The sequence below is a fragment of the Dyadobacter sp. LHD-138 genome, from assembly GCF_030929615.1.
Lineage (GTDB): Bacteria > Bacteroidota > Bacteroidia > Cytophagales > Spirosomataceae > Dyadobacter.
Window position 1 is genome coordinate 81708 of the sequence record NZ_JAVFVU010000023.1, and the last position, 20986, is coordinate 102693.

Consider the following 20986-nt stretch of genomic DNA (forward strand, 5'->3'; position numbering starts at 1 on the left):
ACTCACTTCCTACCCACGAAATATTCCTATCGGAACAAAAAGCGCCGGAATATCCTAATGTGATTGTCCCTTTGGGACATTTCGTGGGTAGAAGATGGAGTGGCTTTGCGTGGTTTTCGTTCCATAGGAACGTTTTGTGATCAGGTGAACTCGGTTCATGTGTTTGGCGTGGTCTCCAGACATAGTCTGAAACTATGCCAAACGGGAGAGCCGTCGCCAACACCTTTCCGTAATCGCCCAAAATTTTGTTCCTTGCATAAATCTGACAGCTGACTGCCGAAAGCCGACCGCCAAAAATGACCGACCTCGAACAATACCTTCATTCCTATTTTACCTTCGATCAGGATGACCTTGTAAAAGTGTCTGCCCTGTTCAGGAAGAAGACTTTGAATAAAGGTGATTATTTCCTGAAAGCGGGGAGGCAGTGTAATCAGCTGTGTTTTATCCAGTCGGGGCTTTTGCGGATTTATGCAGATGTAGACGGCAAGGAAGTCACGCAGTGGATATCGAGTCAAGGTTATTTCGTGGCGGATCTGTCCAGTTTACTGTTTCAAACGCCGTCGCGCTGGTATATGCAGGCGCTCACGAACCTTGAAATATTTGTGATCGAGCGGGCGGATTATAACCGGATCGGGGAGATCATTCCGAAATGGCCCGAGACGGAAAAGCTGTTCCTCGCGCATTGTTTTACGATGATGGAAGACCGTATTTTTTCATTTATCTCGATGACAGCTGAGGAACGTTACCATTTTTTATTCGAAAGAAACCGTGCGTTATTCAATCAGGTGCCTTTGCAATACATTGCCTCCATGCTGGGTATGACGCCCGAAACCATCAGCCGTATCCGGAGAAAACAGTTGCAGTGAGTTAGTAAAAACTAGCCTCTGAAAGATTCAGTATTTTCCAGTAAATCCATTTTCTTGATTTTTGTCAAGTAGCTTGGTCTGGCCGACCGGTACTTTTGTGATGTACCAAACCAAGTCAGAAATCATGTTTTTAGGACATTATGGTCTCGCCCTTGCCGCGAAGAAAATAGCACCCAAAGTTTCGCTTACCATGCTTTTTGTGGCCGTAGAATTTGTAGATATCCTGTGGCCGTTTTTGCTGCTTTTCAATATTGAAACCGTGAAAATACATCCCGGTTTTACCGAAGTGACACCTTTCGAGTTCGTCCATTATCCCTATACGCACAGTCTTTTCATGGGAATCGTCTGGGGAATTATCGTTGGAAGCGGCTACTGGTTTTTTAAAAAGGATGTCAAAAGTGCTGTCATTGTCGGTCTCGCGGTGTTGAGCCATTGGTTTCTGGACGTTGTTGTCCATATCCCGGATTTGCCCCTGACGCCTTTTGGTGATTTCAAAGTCGGGATGGGTTTATGGCATTATAAGCTGATCACCGTATTGCTGGAAAGTATTATCTTTTTCGGCGGCGTTTATATGTATGCCAAAAGCACGAAAGCCATCAACGCCCAAGGTACCTGGGGATTGTGGATCATGACCGGCTTTTTCCTTCTGGCCAACGCCTACAACATGTTCGGCCCGCCACCCGAAGATAATATCATGATGTTGTTTGTTTCGTTTGTGGTTTTGCAGGTGATTGTGCTGGGGTTGGCTTGGTGGGTTGATGGGAATAGGGTTGGGGGTGAGTTTAGAGTAGGTAAAGTTTAGAAGTTTCAATTTGTGTGAATTTCATCAGTTGAATTTCATTTGTTCAATATGATCCCGGATCGAACCCAGAAGGAGCAAACACGAGCCGTTCCGAAGGAACGGGTACCCAGAAATTAAACCGATTTCCTACCAACGAAATGTTCCTATCGGAACAAAACGCTTGAATATCCCAACGTCATTGTCCCATCGGGACATTTCGTCGGTAGAAGTTTGGATGTGTTGATGGAGTTTTCGTTCCGAAGGAACGTTTCGTGAAATTCCTGCTGACCGCCGTATTAATCTACCGCTTTCTGGGCGCTATTATCCAAATCCCATATTTGCCCCTGATGCCCTTTGGTGATTTCAAAGTCGGGATAGGGGGGATGGAATTACAAGCTGATCACCGTATTGCTGGAAAGCATTATCTTTTTCGGCGGCGTTTATATGTATGCAAAAAGGCACGAAAGCCATCACCGCGCAAGGTACCCGGAGATTATGGATCATGACCGGCTTTTTCGTCCTGGCCAACGCCTACAACATGTTCGGCCCGCCACCGGAAGATAATATCATGATGTTGTTTGTTTCGTTTGTGGTTTTGCAGATGATTGTGCTGGGGTTGGCTTGGTGGGTTGATGGGAATAGGGTTGGGGTTGAGGGATAACAAGTGAGGTTGAGCAGTTTCAATCTATATTGGTTTTTGGTTGATTGAATTTTAGGCATTGATCGTTTTTTTAGATTACACTCAGCACCCGGCATACGAGCCGTTCCGAAGGAACGGTTACCCGGAAATTAAATTCACTTCCTACCAACGAAATGTTCCTATCGGAACAAAAATCCCTGAATATCCCAACGTCATTGTCCCATCGGGACATTTCGTTGGTAGAAGTCAGAATGTGTTGATGTGGTTTTCGTTCCGTAGGAACGTTTCGTGATGATAGCTTTAAATTACTTTAACATAGGCGGGTGCAGCGAATAATTAGTGTTTTCGAGCTTCTCTGTTTAACAATATGTATACTCGATTTAAAACCATTATCAACGTAAGGAGAAATAGTATAAGTAAAAAATATGCTATGACATCCACAATTTTTTTAAGAATATCTAAATATTCAAACGAAGGGAAATCAACAGTTGTTAATAATAGTACTAAGACAATTATTATAGATAATAAAATGCAAAACGAGATATTTGAATGGATTTCGTTTACAAATATTTTTTTTAAACTCTTGTCTTCTTTTAAGGCATCTGATTGCAATTTATCAAATTGGCTGTAAATAATAGCCAATAAGTTAAATAGGAATCCCCAAATATTGATATTGATGAAATTAGATTGCTTACCTGCGTTTTAAAATTGTAACCCTTTAATACTAGAGTAAATGAAATCACAAATGGGATAAAAAAGAATAATATAAAATCCTTCCAATAAATCTTGTTAGAAGTATTATTGGTAGTGTTAAAATAACTGTGTAAATGCACCCGCGGTAGGCGGCTAATTTATAACTTTATACAGTATGGAAAACAACCGTATCGACGGACCGTTCTCAACTCAAACAGGCGATTAGGTCGAATCTGGGTTCGATCAAATCAGGAAAAGACCTGTCAAATCTTTTCCAGGAACTCTTCAAAGAGACCGTCCAAGAGCTTCTTCAGGCGGAAATGGACGAGCACTTAGGCTACGAAAAGCATGCTTCCAACAGCAGTCATTTCGAAAATAGTCGGAATGGTAAAGTTCGCAAGCAAGTTAAAAGCAAATATGGTCCAACGGAAATAGAAGTCCCCCGAGATCGTGATGGTAGTTTTTCACCGCAGGTTCTTCCTAAGAGGCGCAGGGTCATGGATGACATTGAGGATCATGTCCTTTCGCTTTACTCCCACGGTATGAGTACTCGTGATATTGAAAACCATATCAAGGAACTTTATGGCGTTGATATGAGCGAGGCTACGATCTCACACATTACCGACCGGATCATTGAACATATAGATCAATGGAAGAGCCGTCGATTGGAGTCTGTTTACATGGTTGTTTGGTTAGATGCTGTTGTTTTTAAAGTCCGTCATGAAGGTAAAGTAATAAACAAAGCGGTTCAAATCGCCGTTGGTCTTAATAACCAGGGCAGAAAAGAAGTATTGGGTATGTGGACTTGCCCAAACGAAAGCGCATCCTTCTGGATGAGTGTGCTGACAAATCTAAAAAGCCGGGGTGTTGAAGACGTTTTAATCAGTAGCACCGATAACCTAAAAGGTTTTACTGATGCGATCAGATCCGTTTTTCCTGAGACTAAAACCCAAATATGCATCGTTCATCAACTACGAAATTCGTTGAAATTTGTGGTTTGGAAAGACAAAAAACAGGTAGCTGACGCCTTGAAAAAAGTCTACGATGCGCCGGATGCAGAGATAGCTTACCGTGAACTGGAAGCTTTTGAAGCGGTTTGGTCGAAGAAATACCCCTACATCGGACAATCCTGGAAGGCCAATTGGGACAATCTGACTACTTTTTTCGAGTTTCCAATGGAAATCAGAAAGATCATTTATACAACGAACATCATTGAAAACATCAACCGCATCGTTCGCAAGTATACGAAAACCAAAACTTCTTTTACAAACGACTCGGCGATGGAAAAGGCCGTTTACCTGGCTCTGATGCAAGTGTCCAGAAAATGGACTATGCCCCAAAGAAATTGGCCAATTATGCTTTTACAATTTATTAATATATTCGGGCAGGAAAAATGTCAAATCAAAATTTAATCCCTTTACACAGTTGTTTTAACACGGGCTTACACAGTTAATTTAACGCTCTCTTTACATGTACTTTTTATAATTATCGGAGCAATAATATTTATTATTAAAATGCACCCAATGATATGTTCTTGCAATCATTAGCAAATTCTACCGGACCAAAACGTAAATATATTGCCTCAAATTCACAAGGTTAATTATGGGAAAAGGGTTGTCTTTCGAACGCAGTGAAAAAATCCCAAATAATTCTATCACTTCTCACCGCACATCTAACTGTTTAAGCAATTTCCTATTCTAATTTCCTCACTCCCCCCGAACCTCCAACAACCCCTCACTCTCTAAATAAACCTCCTTCAACCCCTGCAAAACCTCAGCGGACGGCTCGGCCCATAAGCCTCTTTGTGCGGCTTCGAGTAATCTTTCGGCGATGGCGTGTAAGGCCCATGGGTTGCTTTCGGCAAAAAACTGCTGCATGTTGGCGTCCAGGGCGTAGGTTTCGGCTACTTTTTCGTACATCCAGTCATCGATCACGTTTGCCGTGGCATCATAACCGAAGAGGTAGTCAACCGTCGCCGTTAGTTCCAGTCCGCCTTTGTAGCCGTGTTTTTTGATGCTGTCGAGCCATTTCGGGTTCACAACCCTTGAACGGAATACACGTAACGTTTCCTCTTTCAGGTCGCGCACCACCGGTTGTGCCGGGTTTTGCGAGTCGCCGAAATAATGTTTTGGCTGTTGCCCGGTGAGGCTGCGTATGGTCGCAATCATCCCGCCATGGAATTGCAGATAATCGTCGCTGTCGAAAATATCATGTTCGCGGTTGTCCTGGTTGTGCAGCGCCACCTCCACGCCGGAAAGGCATTGCTGAAATGCCATGCGGGCATCCACACCCTGCGCGTTCTTCGTATAGGCATAACCGCCCCAGTTGACATAGGCCTGCGCAAAATCCGCATCGGCATGCCAGTTTTTTTCATTGATCAAAGGCAAAATCCCCGCACCATAAGCACCCGGAGCCGCCCCGAAAATCCGGTAACTGGCCCTTTCCTCGGCATCTTCAATCGATAATTCATTATCTTTTTGCAGTTCAGCCAGATCTTTCAGATAATGTTTTCGGACAAAATTCTGGTCCAGCGGTTCGTTCAGCACAATAACCTGCTGCACGGCATCATCCAGCAATTCGATCAAATGCGGGAAAGCATCACGGAAAAATCCACTGATCCGGGTGGTCACATCAATCCGCGGGCGACCGAGTTCTTCGAGCGAGATAATTTCCACGCCGGTAATGCGCCGGCTTTCCTGCTGCCATACGGGCCGGGCGCCCATCAGCGCCAGCACTTCCGCCACATCGTCCCCATGGGTACGCATCGCCGAAGTCCCCCAGATACTGATCCCGACACTTTCCGGATAGCGCCCCGTTTCTTTCAGGTGACGATCCAAAACTTCCCGTGCAAGCTGCTGGCCCACTTCCCAGGCCGCTTTGGACGGAAGTGCGCGCGGATCTACGGCGTAAAAATTTCGTCCGGTTGGCAAAATATGCGCCATGCCCCGTGTAGGGGCACCACTCGGACCGGCAGGGATATACCCGCCGGAAAGTCCGTGCATGAGGTTGGTAATTTCTTCATCCGTCCGCGCCAGGTTCGGTACCAGCTGGGTACAAACAAATGCCAGCACAAGCCGGATTCCAGCCAAACCCGTCGTCGAAGGCGCCATATCCAGTGTTTCATACAAAACCTGATCAATGTATTTTGGATGAAAACGATGTTGTGCCAGTACCCTGAACAAATGATTGTTCAGCTCATCAATAATTTCCATCGCATCCGCCGCCGTCACCACCGGCCTTCCTGCCAGCGACTGAAACTGCGGCGAAACGGAATCTATTTTCTGACCTTTTTTCTGTAAAAGATCTTCTATTTCAAAACCAAAAAGCGAAGCCATTTCTGACTGTAAACCCGGTACCGTGGCATTGGGCAGTCGGGTTAGCGCTTGTAGCATATCAATCAGCGCATCACCTTCCGGCATTTGTCCGAGCGTGTGCAAACCGTTGCGGATCTGCGCCGCGCCCAATTCACACAAATACCCGTCGATGTCCTCGATCAGGTGGGCAATATCCTTTCCATCCATCTCCGCCAGACTCGCTGGCACACCCTCGGGCGTCATATCATCGTCCCAATCGTGCTTGTGATCGCCATGGTCACGGTTCAGCATCGCAGCCAGATCGGCATCCAGATTCGTCTGTTTGATCAGCTCCCAGATCTGTCTTTGCAGCAAAGGTAATTTCGAAGGATCAAGCGTTTCCACCTGATAATATTCATCGACAAGCTGGGTCAGCTGGGCCAGTTCGCCATAACTATCCGCGGAAGTCATAGGCGGCGTCAGGTGATCCACGACCACGGCATGGGCACGGCGTTTCGCCTGCGAACCTTCGCCGGGATCGTTGATAATAAAAGGATAAAAAAGCGGCAGATCACCCAGAATGGCATCCGGAAAACAGTTTTCCGACAACCCGATTCCTTTGCCCGGAAGCCATTCCAGCGTTCCGTGTTTGCCAACGTGCACAATTGCATCCGCTCCCCAGCCGTCACGCAGCCAGCGGTATAATGCATAATAATGATGCGTCGGCGCCAGATCCGGCTGGTGATAAATCGCATCCGGATCCATGCCATAGCCACGCGGCGGCTGCAAGGCTACGAACGCATTGCCGAGTTCAAGTCCGGCGAGGGCGATATGGCCGTCATGGACATACGTTTCGCCGGGTACCTGCCCCCATTGTTTGGTTATTTTTTTGCGTAGAGCTTCCGGTAATTCATCAAACCAGCCAGCATATTGATCAAACGGAACCCGACCGGCAGCGTTGGAAAGCTGTTCGGGTGTGAGGTAAGTCTGGTCGTAAGAACAACGGTCAATTAATTCATGAATTAATTCCGTTCCGGTAGTCGGCAGATTTTTAATCTGGTAACCTTCCGCCTGCATCGCATGCAAAATATTCATCAGCGAAGCCGGTGCATCCAGTCCAACGGCATTCCCGATCTGGGAAGCTTTGGTGTTGGAATTGGTAAAGATGAAAGCGATTTTCTTCTCCGAGTTTTTCAAATGCCGCAAACGGGCAAAACGCAGCGCAATTCCGGCCACGCGATCAATGCGGTTGTCAAGCGCTTCATATCCTTTTGCCTGTCTGTCTTTTTCCTTGAAAGAAATCGGAACGGTGATAATGCGCCCGTCAAATTCAGGAATGGCGACATTCATAGCGGTATCCAAAGTACTCAACCCGCGACTGGAAGATTCCCAGGCATTGCGGTTCATGGTACTTGAAATTGCCTGGATAATCGGCACATTCAGCTGACTCAATGCTTTTTCGGCGCCAGTATTATCAGAACCTGCCTTTTGGATATCGGTAATGGCAAGTGAAACAGTATTGACCAAAACATCAATCTGAACACCTTTTTCGCCATTGAAAAACTGGAAAGCAATGGGTTGTCCGGAAACCGGATCGGTCACTTTGAGCGATGAGGTGAAAATGGGTAAAGCATTAACATCACGATCCTCCAAAGCGCGCACCATCGCATCAATAAAAGCAGTATTGCCGCTCGTCCAGTGAGAGCGGTAAAAGGTAACTCCGGCTGTGGGCTGGTCTGGATTATATCGTTTAAGCCAATCGGAAAGATCAGCGTTTTCGGGTAAATCAGGGTGATAAATACCGTGTTCAGGTAAAGTAACCGGCGCATCCGAGCCAAAACCTGTCATCAACAAATGATCAGAAAGGTAATAAAGCAGCGAAGTGAAATTGGTATAACCGCCGGCTTGTAAATAAAGCATAGCATCATGCAAAATCGCCGGGGAAACCGTAGAAGCAGCTGCAAAATCCGGATTTAAATCACCCGTACCGCTGACCACAATAAGATGCTGTCTGTTTTTCTTGGCACGATTGATCAATTCATTAAACCCGGGAATAGCACTTGGCCGACCGAGAATCCGGAGGATAATGATTTGTGCTGAGGCGATTTCACCGTCGAGTAACTGCGCCATCTGCGCTTCACTTTTTACCGCCATTAAGTTAATGCCTAATGTTTTTGGGAAATCATTCGGCAAATCCTGAATGGTTCTATGCAGTGTTAATAAATCCGTATCGGCATGAGTAAGGAAAACAATTCCTTCCGTAGGCATGGGCGTCTGTCCGATTTTAGTGGAAGCTTCCGAGCCTTTCCAGGTATAAAACTGAAACACATTTTCAGACAATTCCGCCGGTGGAACGAGGAAACGGTCAGCCGAGATCATGCTGTCGATATAATCAAAAATGGCAATAATCTGCCAGTCACTGTTCACCGAATGAAACCAGACAGAATTACCGTCGAACAGAAGTGTAACGACATTCGCCAACGTACAGGGACCCAGGCAACCGCCTTTTGTCATATGCACCACATTCCGCATTTTCCTGCGCAGCCATTCACTTTTGTACAATTCAACCGGAATAGACGCATACCCGCGATCCACCCGACCACAGCAGCAAGCGTTATAACAATAAGACAAATGTCCCCGGCGCTGTACAAGATTGATGGCTTTCCCGTCTGCGCGGGTGATGCGTTGGCGTTTAATTTCTGACATGATTTGTTAGGCGTTGGCTATTAGCGGTTAGCTTTTAGTGTGGCCGTTAATGAGGTTTTTAATAAAAAGAAAGACTCCGTGTGGGAGCCTTTTTAGGTTGATGGTGTGTAAGGTGTTTTATTTTAGTGTATTACTTATGTTTTGAAGCAATGGTATTTTGAATAAATGCTTCAGAAACTTTGACCAAACTAGCAATCTGAGAGACAGTATAATTACCCGTTTCCCATAAACTCTTGATGAATGAGACGGTCGCTTTTTCAGCTCCCTTTTTTTCAGCTTTATCGAGTACCATTTCTCTTATTTCCATACTTTTTTGACTACCGGTTAGCTATTCTGCAACAACGACACTTTGCACAAATGCTTCCGAAACATTGACTAAACTAGCAATCTGAGAGATAGTGAAATTGCCAATTGCGCATAAACTTTTTATTACAGAAGTATTAGCTTTCAAAATTCCTTTCTTCTCAGCCTTATCGAGTACCATTTCTCTTATTCCCATGCTTTTTTGATTTCCGGTTAGCTCTTCAATTTCTTTATCAAATTTAACATTATATCCCTGATCTGCAAAGGCTATATAGCGTTGTAAAAGTGTTGTATTTCTTCTTTCACGCAAAGTAAAAAAGATAAAACGCAAAGTCCGCAAAGAAAAAAGCTTAGCGTTCTTTGCGTTTTCCCTTACCTGCTTTGCGTGAAACCTTTTGACGTGAAATGCTTCAATAAGTATTCAATAAAGCCAAAATTCTCCCCCCAATACAAATGCACATAAGAAGCAAACGTATTGAGCTTCCGGTACAGTCGCGTTTCAACCTCAATCCCTTTGGCATTTTTAACGGTTACAGGTTCCGTTTCCAAACGATTTTCCAACAATCTGGAATAATGAAATTCATGTCCTTTCAATTCTAAATCATTCCACCGGATCGTGCGGTATCCTAATGTCAATTTTGAATTTTCCATGGAAGTCGCGCAATCCAGCATACCGACCATTGAAAAATTGAAGCCTTCGGAAGTAATCATTTCATTTGCTAGATACATCAAACCACCACATTCCGCAAAAGTCAGTCCTCCGTTTAAACAATAAGATTTGATGCTTTCCAACATGGTTTTATTCTCATTTAAGGCATCAGCAAACAATTCAGGATAACCGCCTGGCAAGTATAGAAAATCCACTTCAGGAAGTTCCTTATCATGAATCGGACTGAAAAATGTGATCTCGCCAAAAGAAGAAAGCACTTCGATATTTTGGTAATAGGTAAAAGTAAAAGCCTCGTCCCGGGCGACGGAAATTTTATATTTTTTGGTTGGAACGGGTGTTTGAGATAATGTTTCGGGTTCTATTTCGGGAGAAATTTCTCTTGTGGAAATTTCCAGCAACCGTTCTATATTAATCGTTTTAGGAATTTCCTGTGCCAGTTGTTCGATAATACTTTCATAATCCGTTTCCGCCGAAATATGCAATCCTAAATGCCTGGAAGGAATCGCCAGGGCTTCGTTTTTTGGCAGATAACCTAGCGGTTCAATACCAACTTCTTCGCACGCTTCCTGTAAAAACCGGTAATGCGAGATCGTGCTGACAAAGTTGAAAATCGCACCGACGACGCGAATTCCTCTATAGAAATTCTTAAAACCATACAACAAAGGTGCGGCTGAATAGGCCATCGATTTGGCATTAATTACCAGAATTACGGGAATATCCAATAATTCAGCAATGGCTGCGCTGCTTCCCCGCATTTTATCTGCACCATCAAAAAGTCCCATAACACCCTCGGTGACGGAAACATGGGCTTCTTCGGAATACTGTTTATAAATTTCACGGACATGATCTTCCGAGGCCATAAAGGTGTCCAGATTGATTCCCGGATTTCCTGACGCTGTGGTATGGTGTTGTGTATCAATATAATCGGGGCCGCATTTGAAAGGTTGAACATGCAATCCTTTATTTTTCAAAGCACGCAAAAGCCCAAGGGTAAGGGTCGTTTTACCAGAATTACTCGAAGGAGCCGAAATAAGGAAATGAGAACTTCGCATATGGTTTTATAGGCTACACAGAGGGCCACTGAGTCAGAAAGAGGGACACAGAGGTTTATATAGTAGTATAGAAAACTCTATGTATCTCTTTACAACTCTGTGGTCCTCCATGTAACCTATCATTTTAGCACAGGCAATATTACGTTGCTGCTGTTTTTGATATCATGAAATACCTTAATCTCAGCTTTTTGAAAGTCGTCTTCGTTGGCTTCGAAAATGTTTATGAATTTTTGCGGGTTACGGTCAACCAAGGGGAACCAGCTGCTTTGGATTTGCACCATCACGCGGTGTCCTTTTTTGAAGGTGTGCGCAACTTCGTTCAGTTTGAAAGACACTTTTTCAACCTTATCTTTTACAAATGGTTCCGGTTTTGAAAAGCTGTTACGGAATTTTCCTCGGAATACTTCCGCCCTTACCATTTGTTGATATCCACGCATATCCAGAGGTTTGGGTTGTCCGCGTTGCACTTGATCAGGCGAACTATCGGGCCAGACATCAATCACTTTTACAATAAAATCAGCATCTGTTCCTGTGGTGGAGACAAAAAGATTGGCTGTTATTTCACCTGTCAAAGTCAGATCCGAGGTTAGAGAATCAGTCTGGAAATAAATTACATCCGGGCGGCGGGAAGCGAAACGCTGGTCTTCGGCCATGTATTTATTATTTCTGTGGCCACTGATTTCGTTCGTATAAGGAACAGGTTTGGCAGGGTCGCTGATGTATTCGGTTGTCGCTTTCAAAGCTTTTGGTTTTTCGGCGGTCAGTTTTCCTTTGGAATGAAAATAAAATGTTTCCGGCTGACTATTCTTTGGTGGCCAGACATCATAATTCCTCCACAGATTGGAACCCGTTTCAAAAACAGTAGCTTCGGCCAGATTGAATTCACCTTTATCTTTCAAATAAAAATTAAAAAATTTGGTCTCGATTTCGTTTTGATAGTATTGGTTTAAATCAGCGCCAAACTGATAATCGGCAAACGATTTCCAACTTGGAGAAGCCCAGCCACCATGTGTCCAGGGGCCCATTACCAATCTTGTGTTATTGTCGGGAGACTGTTTTTCAATCGCCGAATAGGTTTTCAAAGCACCATACAAATCTTCTGCATCAAACCAACCACCCACGACCAAAACCGCAGGTTTAATATTATTCAGATGCTTTTTAATGTTTCTTGATTGCCAGAATTCATCGTAGGTATCATGGGCGGTAACTTGTCGCCATACACTTTTCGGGTCGGAGAAATAGGCAGTCGTATTTGCTTTCTTCAAAGGACCGAAATCCAGAAAATACTGGTAGGCATCATTGAATTCGGCGTTGAAAAAAGGTGTGTAACTTTCCGCGTTTGCACTTTTAGGTCCGTCAAACCCGCTGTAAAAACCGAAGTTATCCATCAGGAAAAATGCGCCGTTGTGGTTGCAGTCGTCGCCCAGAAACTCATCGGACATGGGGGCTTGTGGAGAAACTGCCTTCAAGGCCGGATGTGCATCGGGCAAAGCTGCCGAGGAATAATACCCCGGGAAAGAAATTCCATATATGCCGACTTTACCATTGGAAGTCGTGTTTTTTAACAGCCATTCAATCGTATCATACGTATCGCTGGATTCGTCGACATCTTTATTGGTTTTTTTGTCGGGAATAGCCGGTGTCATTTCCCTAAAATTTCCGTCACTTTTATAACGACCCCGCGCATCCTGATAAACAAAAATATACTTCTCATTCATCAAATTGCCGTTCGGACCCAAGCGTTGGCGGTAGTTATTTGCGCCATAAGGGCGACAGGAATAAGGCGTGCGTTGCATAAGAACGGGATATTTTTCATTGCTATTCCGTGGTGTATAAATGGCAGTATACAACTTCACACCGTCCCGCATTTCAATGAATTGTTCCGTTTTTTGATAGTTTTTTCTCACCCAGCCAGTGTCTGTTATGGCGGCGTTTTGCGCGTTGGAAAGTAGTGGGAGTAGACAGAGGAGAATGTAAAATATTTTTTGTTTCATTAGGTTGATGATTGGCGTTAATTGTTGTCTTGACAAAAATACATTAAGAATCGGGTTTGTTGGTAGGGACAGATTTTAAAGTGTATGTTAGTTTTTAGATATTTACACGAAACGTTCCGATGGAACGAAGCCAATAGACCCAAACGAAATCGTAGCTACCAACCAGACGTCCCAAAGGGACGTTTTTATTTAGCGAGATCTGGAGATTTTTCGGCAAAATATTGGCCTTTGAACGTCGTCCCATAGGGACGTTTGGTCGGTAGAAACTAGGTTCAAGATCAATCAATTCGTTCCATAGGAACGTTTCGTGATTTATTGTACACCATCTTTCAAACGATCTTCAACCACTGCCTGTCGCTTCAAAACCGGCTTTTTATTTTTTACCTTCCTCCTTAACCATTTCCACGTCAACACTAATCCTGTGCTACTCGCGGCCAAACCTCCAAGCATCAAAATAATCACAATGATATCCCATAACGGTCTTTTGTAAAAGATGAAACTGAAATCCAGACTATGTAATCCGTGGTACAACCACCTTTCCAAACGGCTCTTTTTCTCATGTTTTAAAACCACCTGCCCCGTTTTTAGATCAATATAGTACCATGTTTTTTCGGGTGTATCCATTTTGACCCTTAATACCGGAAGGCGTTTGTCTCTGTTTTTCGAGTAATAATAATCGTCGTAATCCGACAGTACCACAGCTTCTAACACATTAACTGCCGGGTTCAGCGCTTTAACCGTTTGGACAAAAGGCTTGGAAGGAAATAACTCAAAAGCGTTGTTCGACGAATTGTCGGCCAATAAGAGCTGCGTGTGCTGTTCGTCCTGATAGCCCTGATAATACGGTTTTCCCTGTAATTGTGTATAATGAATCTCTTTCAGTGCCAGGTTGTTTCTGAAAACCGCCGATGCTTTCGAAGGAGGCAGCTTAAATAAATCAGGGTTGAAAACTCCACCCGTCCATTGTCTATTTTCGTCCGGATTTAGTCTGGTAAAGGGTGCCCAATCCCAGGGAGTCATGGATAACAGACCACTGAAAACCCAGGTGAAAGCAAAAATTCCAAAGACAAAACCCGTATAGTGATGCCAGCGAAACCACTTCTTTTTATACGGACTAAAAGCCAGTGAATCTTTATCCTTTCTTTTGTAACGAATAAAACCCATCGCAATACCGGCGATGCACATGAGTGTACCCAGGGAGGAAGTCCAGATGATCATGTCATTCCAAAGTGGTCTGTTTCTCAACAGCACAGTCGGGTAAATCCAGTGTGGAATAGGACCCAGCCAGGCAAGGAAACGCTGTTTGACATTAACCATTTGCACTACTTCTCCTGTTTGGGTAGACACATATAGGTAGGTTTCTTCGGGATCGTTCATCTTAAAACGGTGCACTGGAGGCTGATATCCCATCGATCTGGCACCGGCCATCCACTGATCGATTTCAGTTAAGGTTTCATACTTTTTAGGCAGATATCTGTTTTTGAGGAAAGTAATCGCCAGTTTTTGTGCCAGTATGGTATCCGTTGGAGTCAATAATTCTCCATTGTCGGCATAAATGGCGAGGTTTTTATTTTGGATTGTCGTAACGCGGTAGACAGGTCTGTCGAGCAACATGCCTAACCTGACTGCGCGTAAAGTATCCGTGATACTGGATTTTGCCAAGGATTCCTTCAGACTTAGATTGGCGTGGCTTAGGTCAACAACGGGTAGGTTTTGTAATCTTTCATTTTGCCGCATCGTTGGATATTTGACATACATCATCGCGAAACCCGACAAAAACCAGATCACAAAAAGCAGACTCAATGCAAATCCGAGATAGCGGTGCAGGAGCAAAGTATATTTTGTAATGTTTTTCATAGGAAGAAATTGACATGTTCGCCGGATAGCTAAGATTGTCAATCGAAAATATTTTTGGCTGATACGATGTCTTATGCAAAAATCCCGTCCGACGGTTAAAAAACCGTCGGACGGGTAAAAAATCCTAGATGCCATACTTCAAACTCAGCAGAAAATTTCTTGTTGCTCCCGGTGAAAACTGGCTTGTATAAATGGCATTAGCGAAGTATTTTTCGTTAAACAAATTGTTGATATTCAGTCGTAAACCTACGCGCCCAACACGGTATCCAATCGCTACATCTGCGACGGTATATGCAGGTAACGCATAGGTGTTGGCACTGTTGGTGAAAGTCTCACTCATGTAATTGGCACCTGCTCCTAAACTGAGTCCTTTCAGCGCAGTGGTTTGCAGTTCATAATTCAACCAGGCATTTAACATATTGGTGGGAGCGAAGGATACTCTTTTTCCGGCAGCGACATTGATTTCTTCACTGTCATAGGGCAGGTATTTCGCTTTTGAGAAGGTGTAACCCGCCGTAAGATCCAACCCTGGTAAAAGGTTTCCGTTGATTTCCGCTTCAAATCCCTTCGATTCGGCAGAGCCGATTCTTTTGTAAACACCACCCGGCAAGGCTTCCAGCTGATTGTTTTTACGCATATAATAAAAGGCAAGATTGGCAGCCCATCTGGATGATAATTCCAGACGACTTCCGACCTCTCCCTGATAACCCGTTTCCGGATCGAAGGTCTCTCCATTGGGTGCAACACGGCGTGATGGCTTGAAATAAGTAGAATAAGAACCGTACACAGACAATGGTTCTATTGGTTGGTAAACCAAACCTGCGCGGTAGGTTAATGCGGATTTTGAAATGGTAGATTCAGGACCTTTTTCGGTTATATTTCTGTCGGCGTCAACTTTGTTGGTATAATAGGTGCCATCGAAAATGTCATAACGCAGCCCGGCCAGTGCTTTTAAATTATCCGTGATTTTGATCCAGTCCTGCACGTAAATCCCATGAACATTTTCCATGGTCGCTTTGTAATTTACGTCCCTGAAATTGATGTGACCCTGATTCAGGATCGGATTGGAGATGGCTACGGTTGCGTTTTTGCCAGGACCGTAAACATCGCCGTTGTATGTTTTTCTGTTGAGAAGACTTAATGAATATCCAACCAGTAACTTATGTTCAATGCGGCCGGTGTTGAATTCATAAGTCAGTTCCAGCTGGTTTTGCAAGGGTTTTGTTAAATGGTTGAAATAAAACGGGAACGAGCGATTGATCGAATCCAATGAATTGTTCAGCGTCAATTCTTCTGTGGAGAAATAATTGATGTTGTCGTCGTAATAAGAAAGCTGGTTTGAAAGTTTTAACCTTTCATTGAATTTATGAACATATTTCAGCTGATAGTCGTAGCGGGTATGTTTCAGGAAATCGGCCGGATCGTTGTACCGTGTGTTGACATTCATCCCGGGAACTACCTTGCTGCTTTCAAGCATGGGAATGCCGGTATCTGTATCATAAATATCTTTGTTGGCACCAATTGTCAGATAGAATAAATCTTTGTCGGTGGGTGTATATTCCAAAGCCAGATAACCATTGTTCGTATTGGAACCGGAATGACGGTATCCGTCGGTATCCGACATGCCGAAATCGACCCGGTAACGCAGCTTGTCACTGATTGCACCGCCGGCGCCGGCACGGATTCTTCTGGTATTGAAGCTGCCATAGGTTGCTGAGAAATCTGCTTTGAAATTGGCAGTTGGGCGTTTTCTGGCAATGTTGATAATGCCACCCAAAGCCGAGTGACCAAAAAGGACAGAAGCAGGCCCTTTTAAGACTTCTATACGCTCAACATTGGCAAGATTTGTATTGGGTGCACTGGTAGAAATGTTATGTCTTTCGTCGCGGACACCATCAACCAATAAAACGAAATTTGAAAATCCTCGAATGGTAAAGTGTTGAAAACCACCGTAGGTATTGTTCGCCAGAACACCGGTTGTGTTTTTCATAGCTTCACCCAAATCATCGACTCCACGCTGTTCGATTGTTTTTACAGATACCGTGGAAGTTGTGATTGGCATATCACGAAGCGGCACATCAATTTTATTTACCGAAGAAAACGAGCGGTTGGCGCCTGAACTGATTACCACCTCCGACAGCTCGTTGGTCTTGCTGTTTAACTTGTATTGTAAAAGTGTTATCTCATTTTGTTTGATTTCGATGTTTTCTTTTTTCGCCTCATAACCAATTCCGCTTGCCAGTAGTGTATAATGACCGGCCGGAATGTTTTTGATCTCAAAATGACCGGATTCATTTGTTATCGCAGCGAAAGATGTCCCTTCCAAACGAACATGAATGCCAATAATTGGATCGCCTGTTTCACTTTGGATGGAACCTTTTAATGTGCCAAAATGATGGGCAAAAGCTGCGTTGATTAGCAATAGCTGGATAAACAGAGCGATTTTGAGTACATGACTGTACCGTGTTCTTGTTGTAATTTGATTGCTGTTTCCAGTCCGCGGGAAACAGTTTTTTTGCGTTTGCATACCTTTAACTTTGATTAGAGAAATGAGTTAAAAGCTCTTAGCTGTATTTTGGAATGCCGTCGGAAGGAAGAAGAAATAAAGACAAGAAAATGTGTTCAGCATACCGCAAGGGCATAGCGATCCATGGCAAATTTGCCTGGATAGAAAAACACCAAACCTGACGAAGCTTCATTCCGCGAAAGCATTGTCAACATAGAAAAAGGCAGGTCTCCTGACTTGTAACATTTATACCGTCCTTCCCGGGATTAATTTTGAATGATCGAATGTGAGAATTCATGAATGTTGGAAGCTGCCAAAATCTGGCTTACTCCATCCATTCTATCATTCACTCATTCAATCATTAGCCTAGTGGACATGATTGATATAAATTTTTGATGTTACTTACAGTTGCGCGACAGTTCGTGATTTACACACGATTCCCTATTAATTCACTGATAGTAAAACCTTTTCCTGTTGGAAAAATAAAGAAAAGAACTTATTGAGGCGCAAATGTACGGTTTTAAATCGAAGTTATTGTACCTGCACGAAACGTTCTGATGGAACGATGGCTCGGGATTTTTCCGGATTTTCTACCAACGAAATGTTCCTTTGGAACAAAAAGACGGTGTTGGGTAGGAGCTTGTAATTCTTTAAAGATTTGATGCTTTGTACTTGCACGAAACGTTCCGATGGAACGATGGTTCGGGATTTTTCCGGATTTTCTACCAACGAAATGTTCCTTTGGAACAAAAAGACGGTGTTGGATGCGAACTTGTAATTCTTTAAAGATTTGATGCTTTGTACCTGCACGAAACGTTCCGATGGAACGATGGCTCGGGATGTTTCCGGATTTTCTACCAACGAAATGTTCCTTTGGAACAAAAAGACGGTGTTGGGTAGGAGCTTGTAATTCTTTAAAGATTTGATGCTTTGTACTAGTACGAAACGTTCCGATGGAACGATGGTTCGGGATTTTTCCGGATTTTCTACCAACGAAATGTTCCTTTGGGGTAAAAAGACGGTGTTGGATAGGAGCTTGTAATTCTTTAAAGATTTGATGCTTTGTACTTGCACGAAACGTTCTGATGGAACGAGGACCCGGGATTTTTCCGTATTTTCTACCAACAAAATGTTCCTTTGGAACAAAAAGACGGTGTTAGATGCGAGCTTATAGTCTTTAAACATTTATATTTCGTGATCTTTTGTCCCTTTGGGACATTTCGTTGGTAGAAAATGGTGGAGTAAAGGTAGGGCTTTCGTTCCGTTAGGAACGTTTGGTGATTTTCGATAAATTGCTTTCTTACAACACACTATCGAAATATGGCTAATACCTACACACAACTTCACATCCATTTTGTATTTGCGGTAAAATACAGAGAGGCACTTATTCAGCCGGTTTGGAAAGAAAAATTACACCAATACATCACCGGAATATTTCAGGAGAACCGGCACAAGATGCTTCAAATTAATAGCATGCCAGATCACATTCATATCCTCGCCGGCATTCGTCCGCATCAGTCGATTTCCTCCTTGATACAAAACGTTAAAACAGAAAGTAACAAATGGGTTAAAGCTCAGAATTTTTCCAGGCATCCATTTGCGTGGCAAGAAGGTTATGGTGCCTTTTCCTATGGAAAAAGCCAGGTGCCCGACGTGATCAGATACATTCAAAACCAGGAGACCCATCATCAAAAGAAAAGTTTTTTAGAAGAATACAGGAAATTGTTGGTGGCGTTTGACATTGAATGGGAGGAGCAGTATATTTTTAAGGAATTGGAATAGGCGATAAGTATTCGTCACGAAACGTTCCGAAGGAACGTTGGGAAAAGGCAATGCATAGATCTTTTCTACCAACAAGATGTTCCTATCGGAACATGTGCTACCGGGCATATGTCAATATAAAAGTATTTTCAATTTGCCTCGGGCATCGCTATCCGGGAATGTTGTTACCGGAACAGGTGCTACCGGGCATATGTCAATATAAAAGTATTTTCAATTTGCCTCGGGCATCGCTATCCGGGAATGTTGTTACCGGAACAGGTGCTACCGGGCATATGTCAATATAAAAGTATTTTCAATTTGCCTCGGGCATCGCTATCCGGGAATGTTGTTACCGGAACATGTGCTACCGGGCATATGTCAATATAAAAGTATTTTCAATTTGCCTTGGGCATCGCTATCCGGGAATGTTGTTACCGGAACAGGTGCTACCGGGCATTCGTCAATATAAAAGTATTTTCAATTTGCCTTGGGTATCGCTACCGGAGGAGTGTTGTTATCGGAACATGTGCTATCGGGCATTCGTCAATATAAAAGTCTTTGCGATTTCCTGTCTACATCTCTGCCGTGAAGCTATTTTGCCGAATCATGTCCCATCGGGACATTTTGTAGGTAGCAATGAAATTTCCAATTTGCCTCATTTCGTTCCGTTAGGAACGTCTCGTGTGGGTTGCCTTACACTATCCTCTATCAAAATAATTTTGTCTCACTAATAAATTTAATAGTAAGTTTGCATCCGTTAAGTGGTGTGTGAGGCACAAGGGCCAAACACTTAAAAGGGAATCCGGTGAGAATCCGGAGTAGTACCCGCTGCTGTAAGTTCATTAAAAAGTCACAACATTTTTGCCACTGGGGAGACAATGTTGAATGATAGAATTGGTGAATGATAGAATGGGAAGAGTGAGCCAGATCTCGGAGTTTTCCACCATTCAATTATTCACTCATTCAAAATTCAACACTGGGACCGGGAAGGCGTTGTTAGACTGAACGAGCCAGAAGACCTGCCATGTAACATCATATTCGGAATGCTTTCGGGAAAAGAAGCAGGAAGTTACTGAGTTGGCAGCGTCGTTTGTTGCTAAGTTGCTTCATGGTGCATTTTTCATAAGTAGCCCTTAATATGTTAAAACGGGTTTTCTCAATTACTTATGTAAAAAGAAATGATCAATTATTTATTAGTAGACTCTCTTCTTCTAGGCGTTCAGCACTCCTTTGGGCCCGACCATATGGCCGCGGTTTCGGTGTTGGCCACCGAAAAAAATCAGAAACCAAAAGATCGTTTGAAGCTGATCTGGCGGTCGTCGCATTGGGCACTTGGGCATTCCCTTACACTTATTTTGTTTGCCTGTCTGGTGCTTATCCTGAAATCAAATATTTCATTGGATATCTCCGAGAAAGTCGAGTTGATAATCGGGCCGTTGATGATCTGGCTGGGTATTGTGGCCTTGAGACGGAATTTTAGGAAACCAGATTTAGCTGAACTGACTATTAACGCTCAAAAAGTCAGCCGCTCTTTTTGGGTCGGGATGGTGCATGGACTGGCCGGAACGGGTGGGGCCTGCGCCGTGGCGCTGACACTCGCTGCCAGTGACGCCTATACTGCCGTTTGGATTATCGTTATTCAAAGCCTCGGTATTATTTTGTCGATGTCGGCGTACGGATATTTCTTCGCTTTTTCCATTAACAAGTTTGCCGCGAAACGGGATTCTGTCTTGAAGATTATCAACTATATCGTAGGTGTTTTTTCGATTATTATAGGGCTCATCACACTCTACGAGGCTTTTCAGGGGTAGTTTTTACAAAATAACTTTGAATAGATCATTCCCAAAATCGCAATCAATTATTC

The 20986-nt window shown here is 43.7% G+C and carries 15 protein-coding genes and 2 riboswitches; of the genes, 6 read left to right on the forward strand and 9 right to left on the reverse strand.

Translation table 11 applies throughout. The annotated features are described in order from the left end of the window. The first annotated feature begins 296 nt into the window (after nt 1-296). The 4 genes from RB622_RS18150 (at nt 297) to RB622_RS18165 (ending at nt 4392) form a co-directional block, all read left to right on the forward strand. On the forward strand, nt 297-866 hold the full coding sequence (locus RB622_RS18150) for a Crp/Fnr family transcriptional regulator (protein WP_308048013.1): 570 nt from the start codon (nt 297-299) through the stop codon (nt 864-866). A 61-nt stretch (nt 867-927) separates the two neighbouring features. Then, the gene (locus tag RB622_RS18155; protein ID WP_308048014.1) at nt 928-1668 is read left to right on the forward strand and encodes a hypothetical protein; all 741 of its coding nucleotides are present in this window, start codon (nt 928-930) and stop codon (nt 1666-1668) included. A 427-nt stretch (nt 1669-2095) separates the two neighbouring features. After that, on the forward strand, nt 2096-2308 hold the full coding sequence (locus RB622_RS18160; RefSeq protein WP_308048015.1) for a hypothetical protein: 213 nt from the start codon (nt 2096-2098) through the stop codon (nt 2306-2308). An 893-nt stretch (nt 2309-3201) separates the two neighbouring features. Then, nucleotides 3202-4392: an IS256 family transposase gene (locus tag RB622_RS18165; protein WP_308048045.1), complete on the forward strand. Its 1191-nt coding sequence runs from the start codon at nt 3202-3204 to the stop codon at nt 4390-4392. Between the two features lie 294 nt (nt 4393-4686). Here RB622_RS18165 and cobN read toward each other — a convergent pair whose 3' ends face one another. From cobN to RB622_RS18210, 9 genes are all read right to left on the reverse strand, one after another. Next, nucleotides 4687-8979, reverse strand: a complete 4293-nt coding sequence (cobN, locus tag RB622_RS18170) for a cobaltochelatase subunit CobN (protein WP_308048016.1) — start codon at nt 8977-8979, stop codon at nt 4687-4689. Between the two features lie 130 nt (nt 8980-9109). Then, a complete protein-coding gene (locus RB622_RS18175; protein WP_308048017.1) occupies nt 9110-9286 on the reverse strand; it encodes a hypothetical protein in 177 nt (58 codons plus the stop codon). A 21-nt stretch (nt 9287-9307) separates the two neighbouring features. Next, complete coding sequence (locus tag RB622_RS18180) at nt 9308-9592, reverse strand: hypothetical protein (RefSeq protein WP_308048018.1); 285 nt, start codon at nt 9590-9592, stop codon at nt 9308-9310. Nucleotides 9593-9654: 62 nt separating this feature from the next. Beyond that, nucleotides 9655-11004 (reverse strand): cobyrinate a,c-diamide synthase, encoded by a 1350-nt coding sequence (locus RB622_RS18185; RefSeq protein ID WP_308048019.1) that lies wholly within the window; start codon nt 11002-11004, stop codon nt 9655-9657. A gap of 119 nt (nt 11005-11123) precedes the next feature. Further along, complete coding sequence (locus RB622_RS18190; RefSeq protein WP_308048020.1) at nt 11124-12998, reverse strand: CocE/NonD family hydrolase; 1875 nt, start codon at nt 12996-12998, stop codon at nt 11124-11126. 94 nt (nt 12999-13092) lie between these two features. Continuing rightward, nucleotides 13093-13242: a hypothetical protein gene (locus tag RB622_RS18195; RefSeq protein ID WP_308048021.1), complete on the reverse strand. Its 150-nt coding sequence runs from the start codon at nt 13240-13242 to the stop codon at nt 13093-13095. A gap of 68 nt (nt 13243-13310) precedes the next feature. Next, nucleotides 13311-14855: a PepSY domain-containing protein gene (locus RB622_RS18200; protein WP_308048022.1), complete on the reverse strand. Its 1545-nt coding sequence runs from the start codon at nt 14853-14855 to the stop codon at nt 13311-13313. A gap of 124 nt (nt 14856-14979) precedes the next feature. Further along, a complete protein-coding gene (locus RB622_RS18205) occupies nt 14980-17382 on the reverse strand; it encodes a TonB-dependent receptor (RefSeq protein WP_308048023.1) in 2403 nt (800 codons plus the stop codon). 183 nt (nt 17383-17565) lie between these two features. Beyond that, nucleotides 17566-17845: riboswitch (cobalamin riboswitch) on the reverse strand. A gap of 47 nt (nt 17846-17892) precedes the next feature. Next, the gene (locus RB622_RS18210) at nt 17893-18546 is read right to left on the reverse strand and encodes a hypothetical protein (protein WP_308048024.1); all 654 of its coding nucleotides are present in this window, start codon (nt 18544-18546) and stop codon (nt 17893-17895) included. Between the two features lie 135 nt (nt 18547-18681). On the opposite strand from RB622_RS18210, the gene tnpA reads away from it, so the two are divergent. Together tnpA and RB622_RS18220 are read left to right on the forward strand one after the other, a co-directional pair. Beyond that, complete coding sequence (tnpA, locus tag RB622_RS18215; protein WP_308048025.1) at nt 18682-19143, forward strand: IS200/IS605 family transposase; 462 nt, start codon at nt 18682-18684, stop codon at nt 19141-19143. Between the two features lie 724 nt (nt 19144-19867). Continuing rightward, nucleotides 19868-20164: riboswitch (cobalamin riboswitch) on the forward strand. Between the two features lie 136 nt (nt 20165-20300). After that, the gene (locus tag RB622_RS18220) at nt 20301-20933 is read left to right on the forward strand and encodes a cytochrome c biogenesis protein CcdA (RefSeq protein WP_308048026.1); all 633 of its coding nucleotides are present in this window, start codon (nt 20301-20303) and stop codon (nt 20931-20933) included. The last annotated feature ends 53 nt before the right edge of the window (nt 20934-20986 follow it).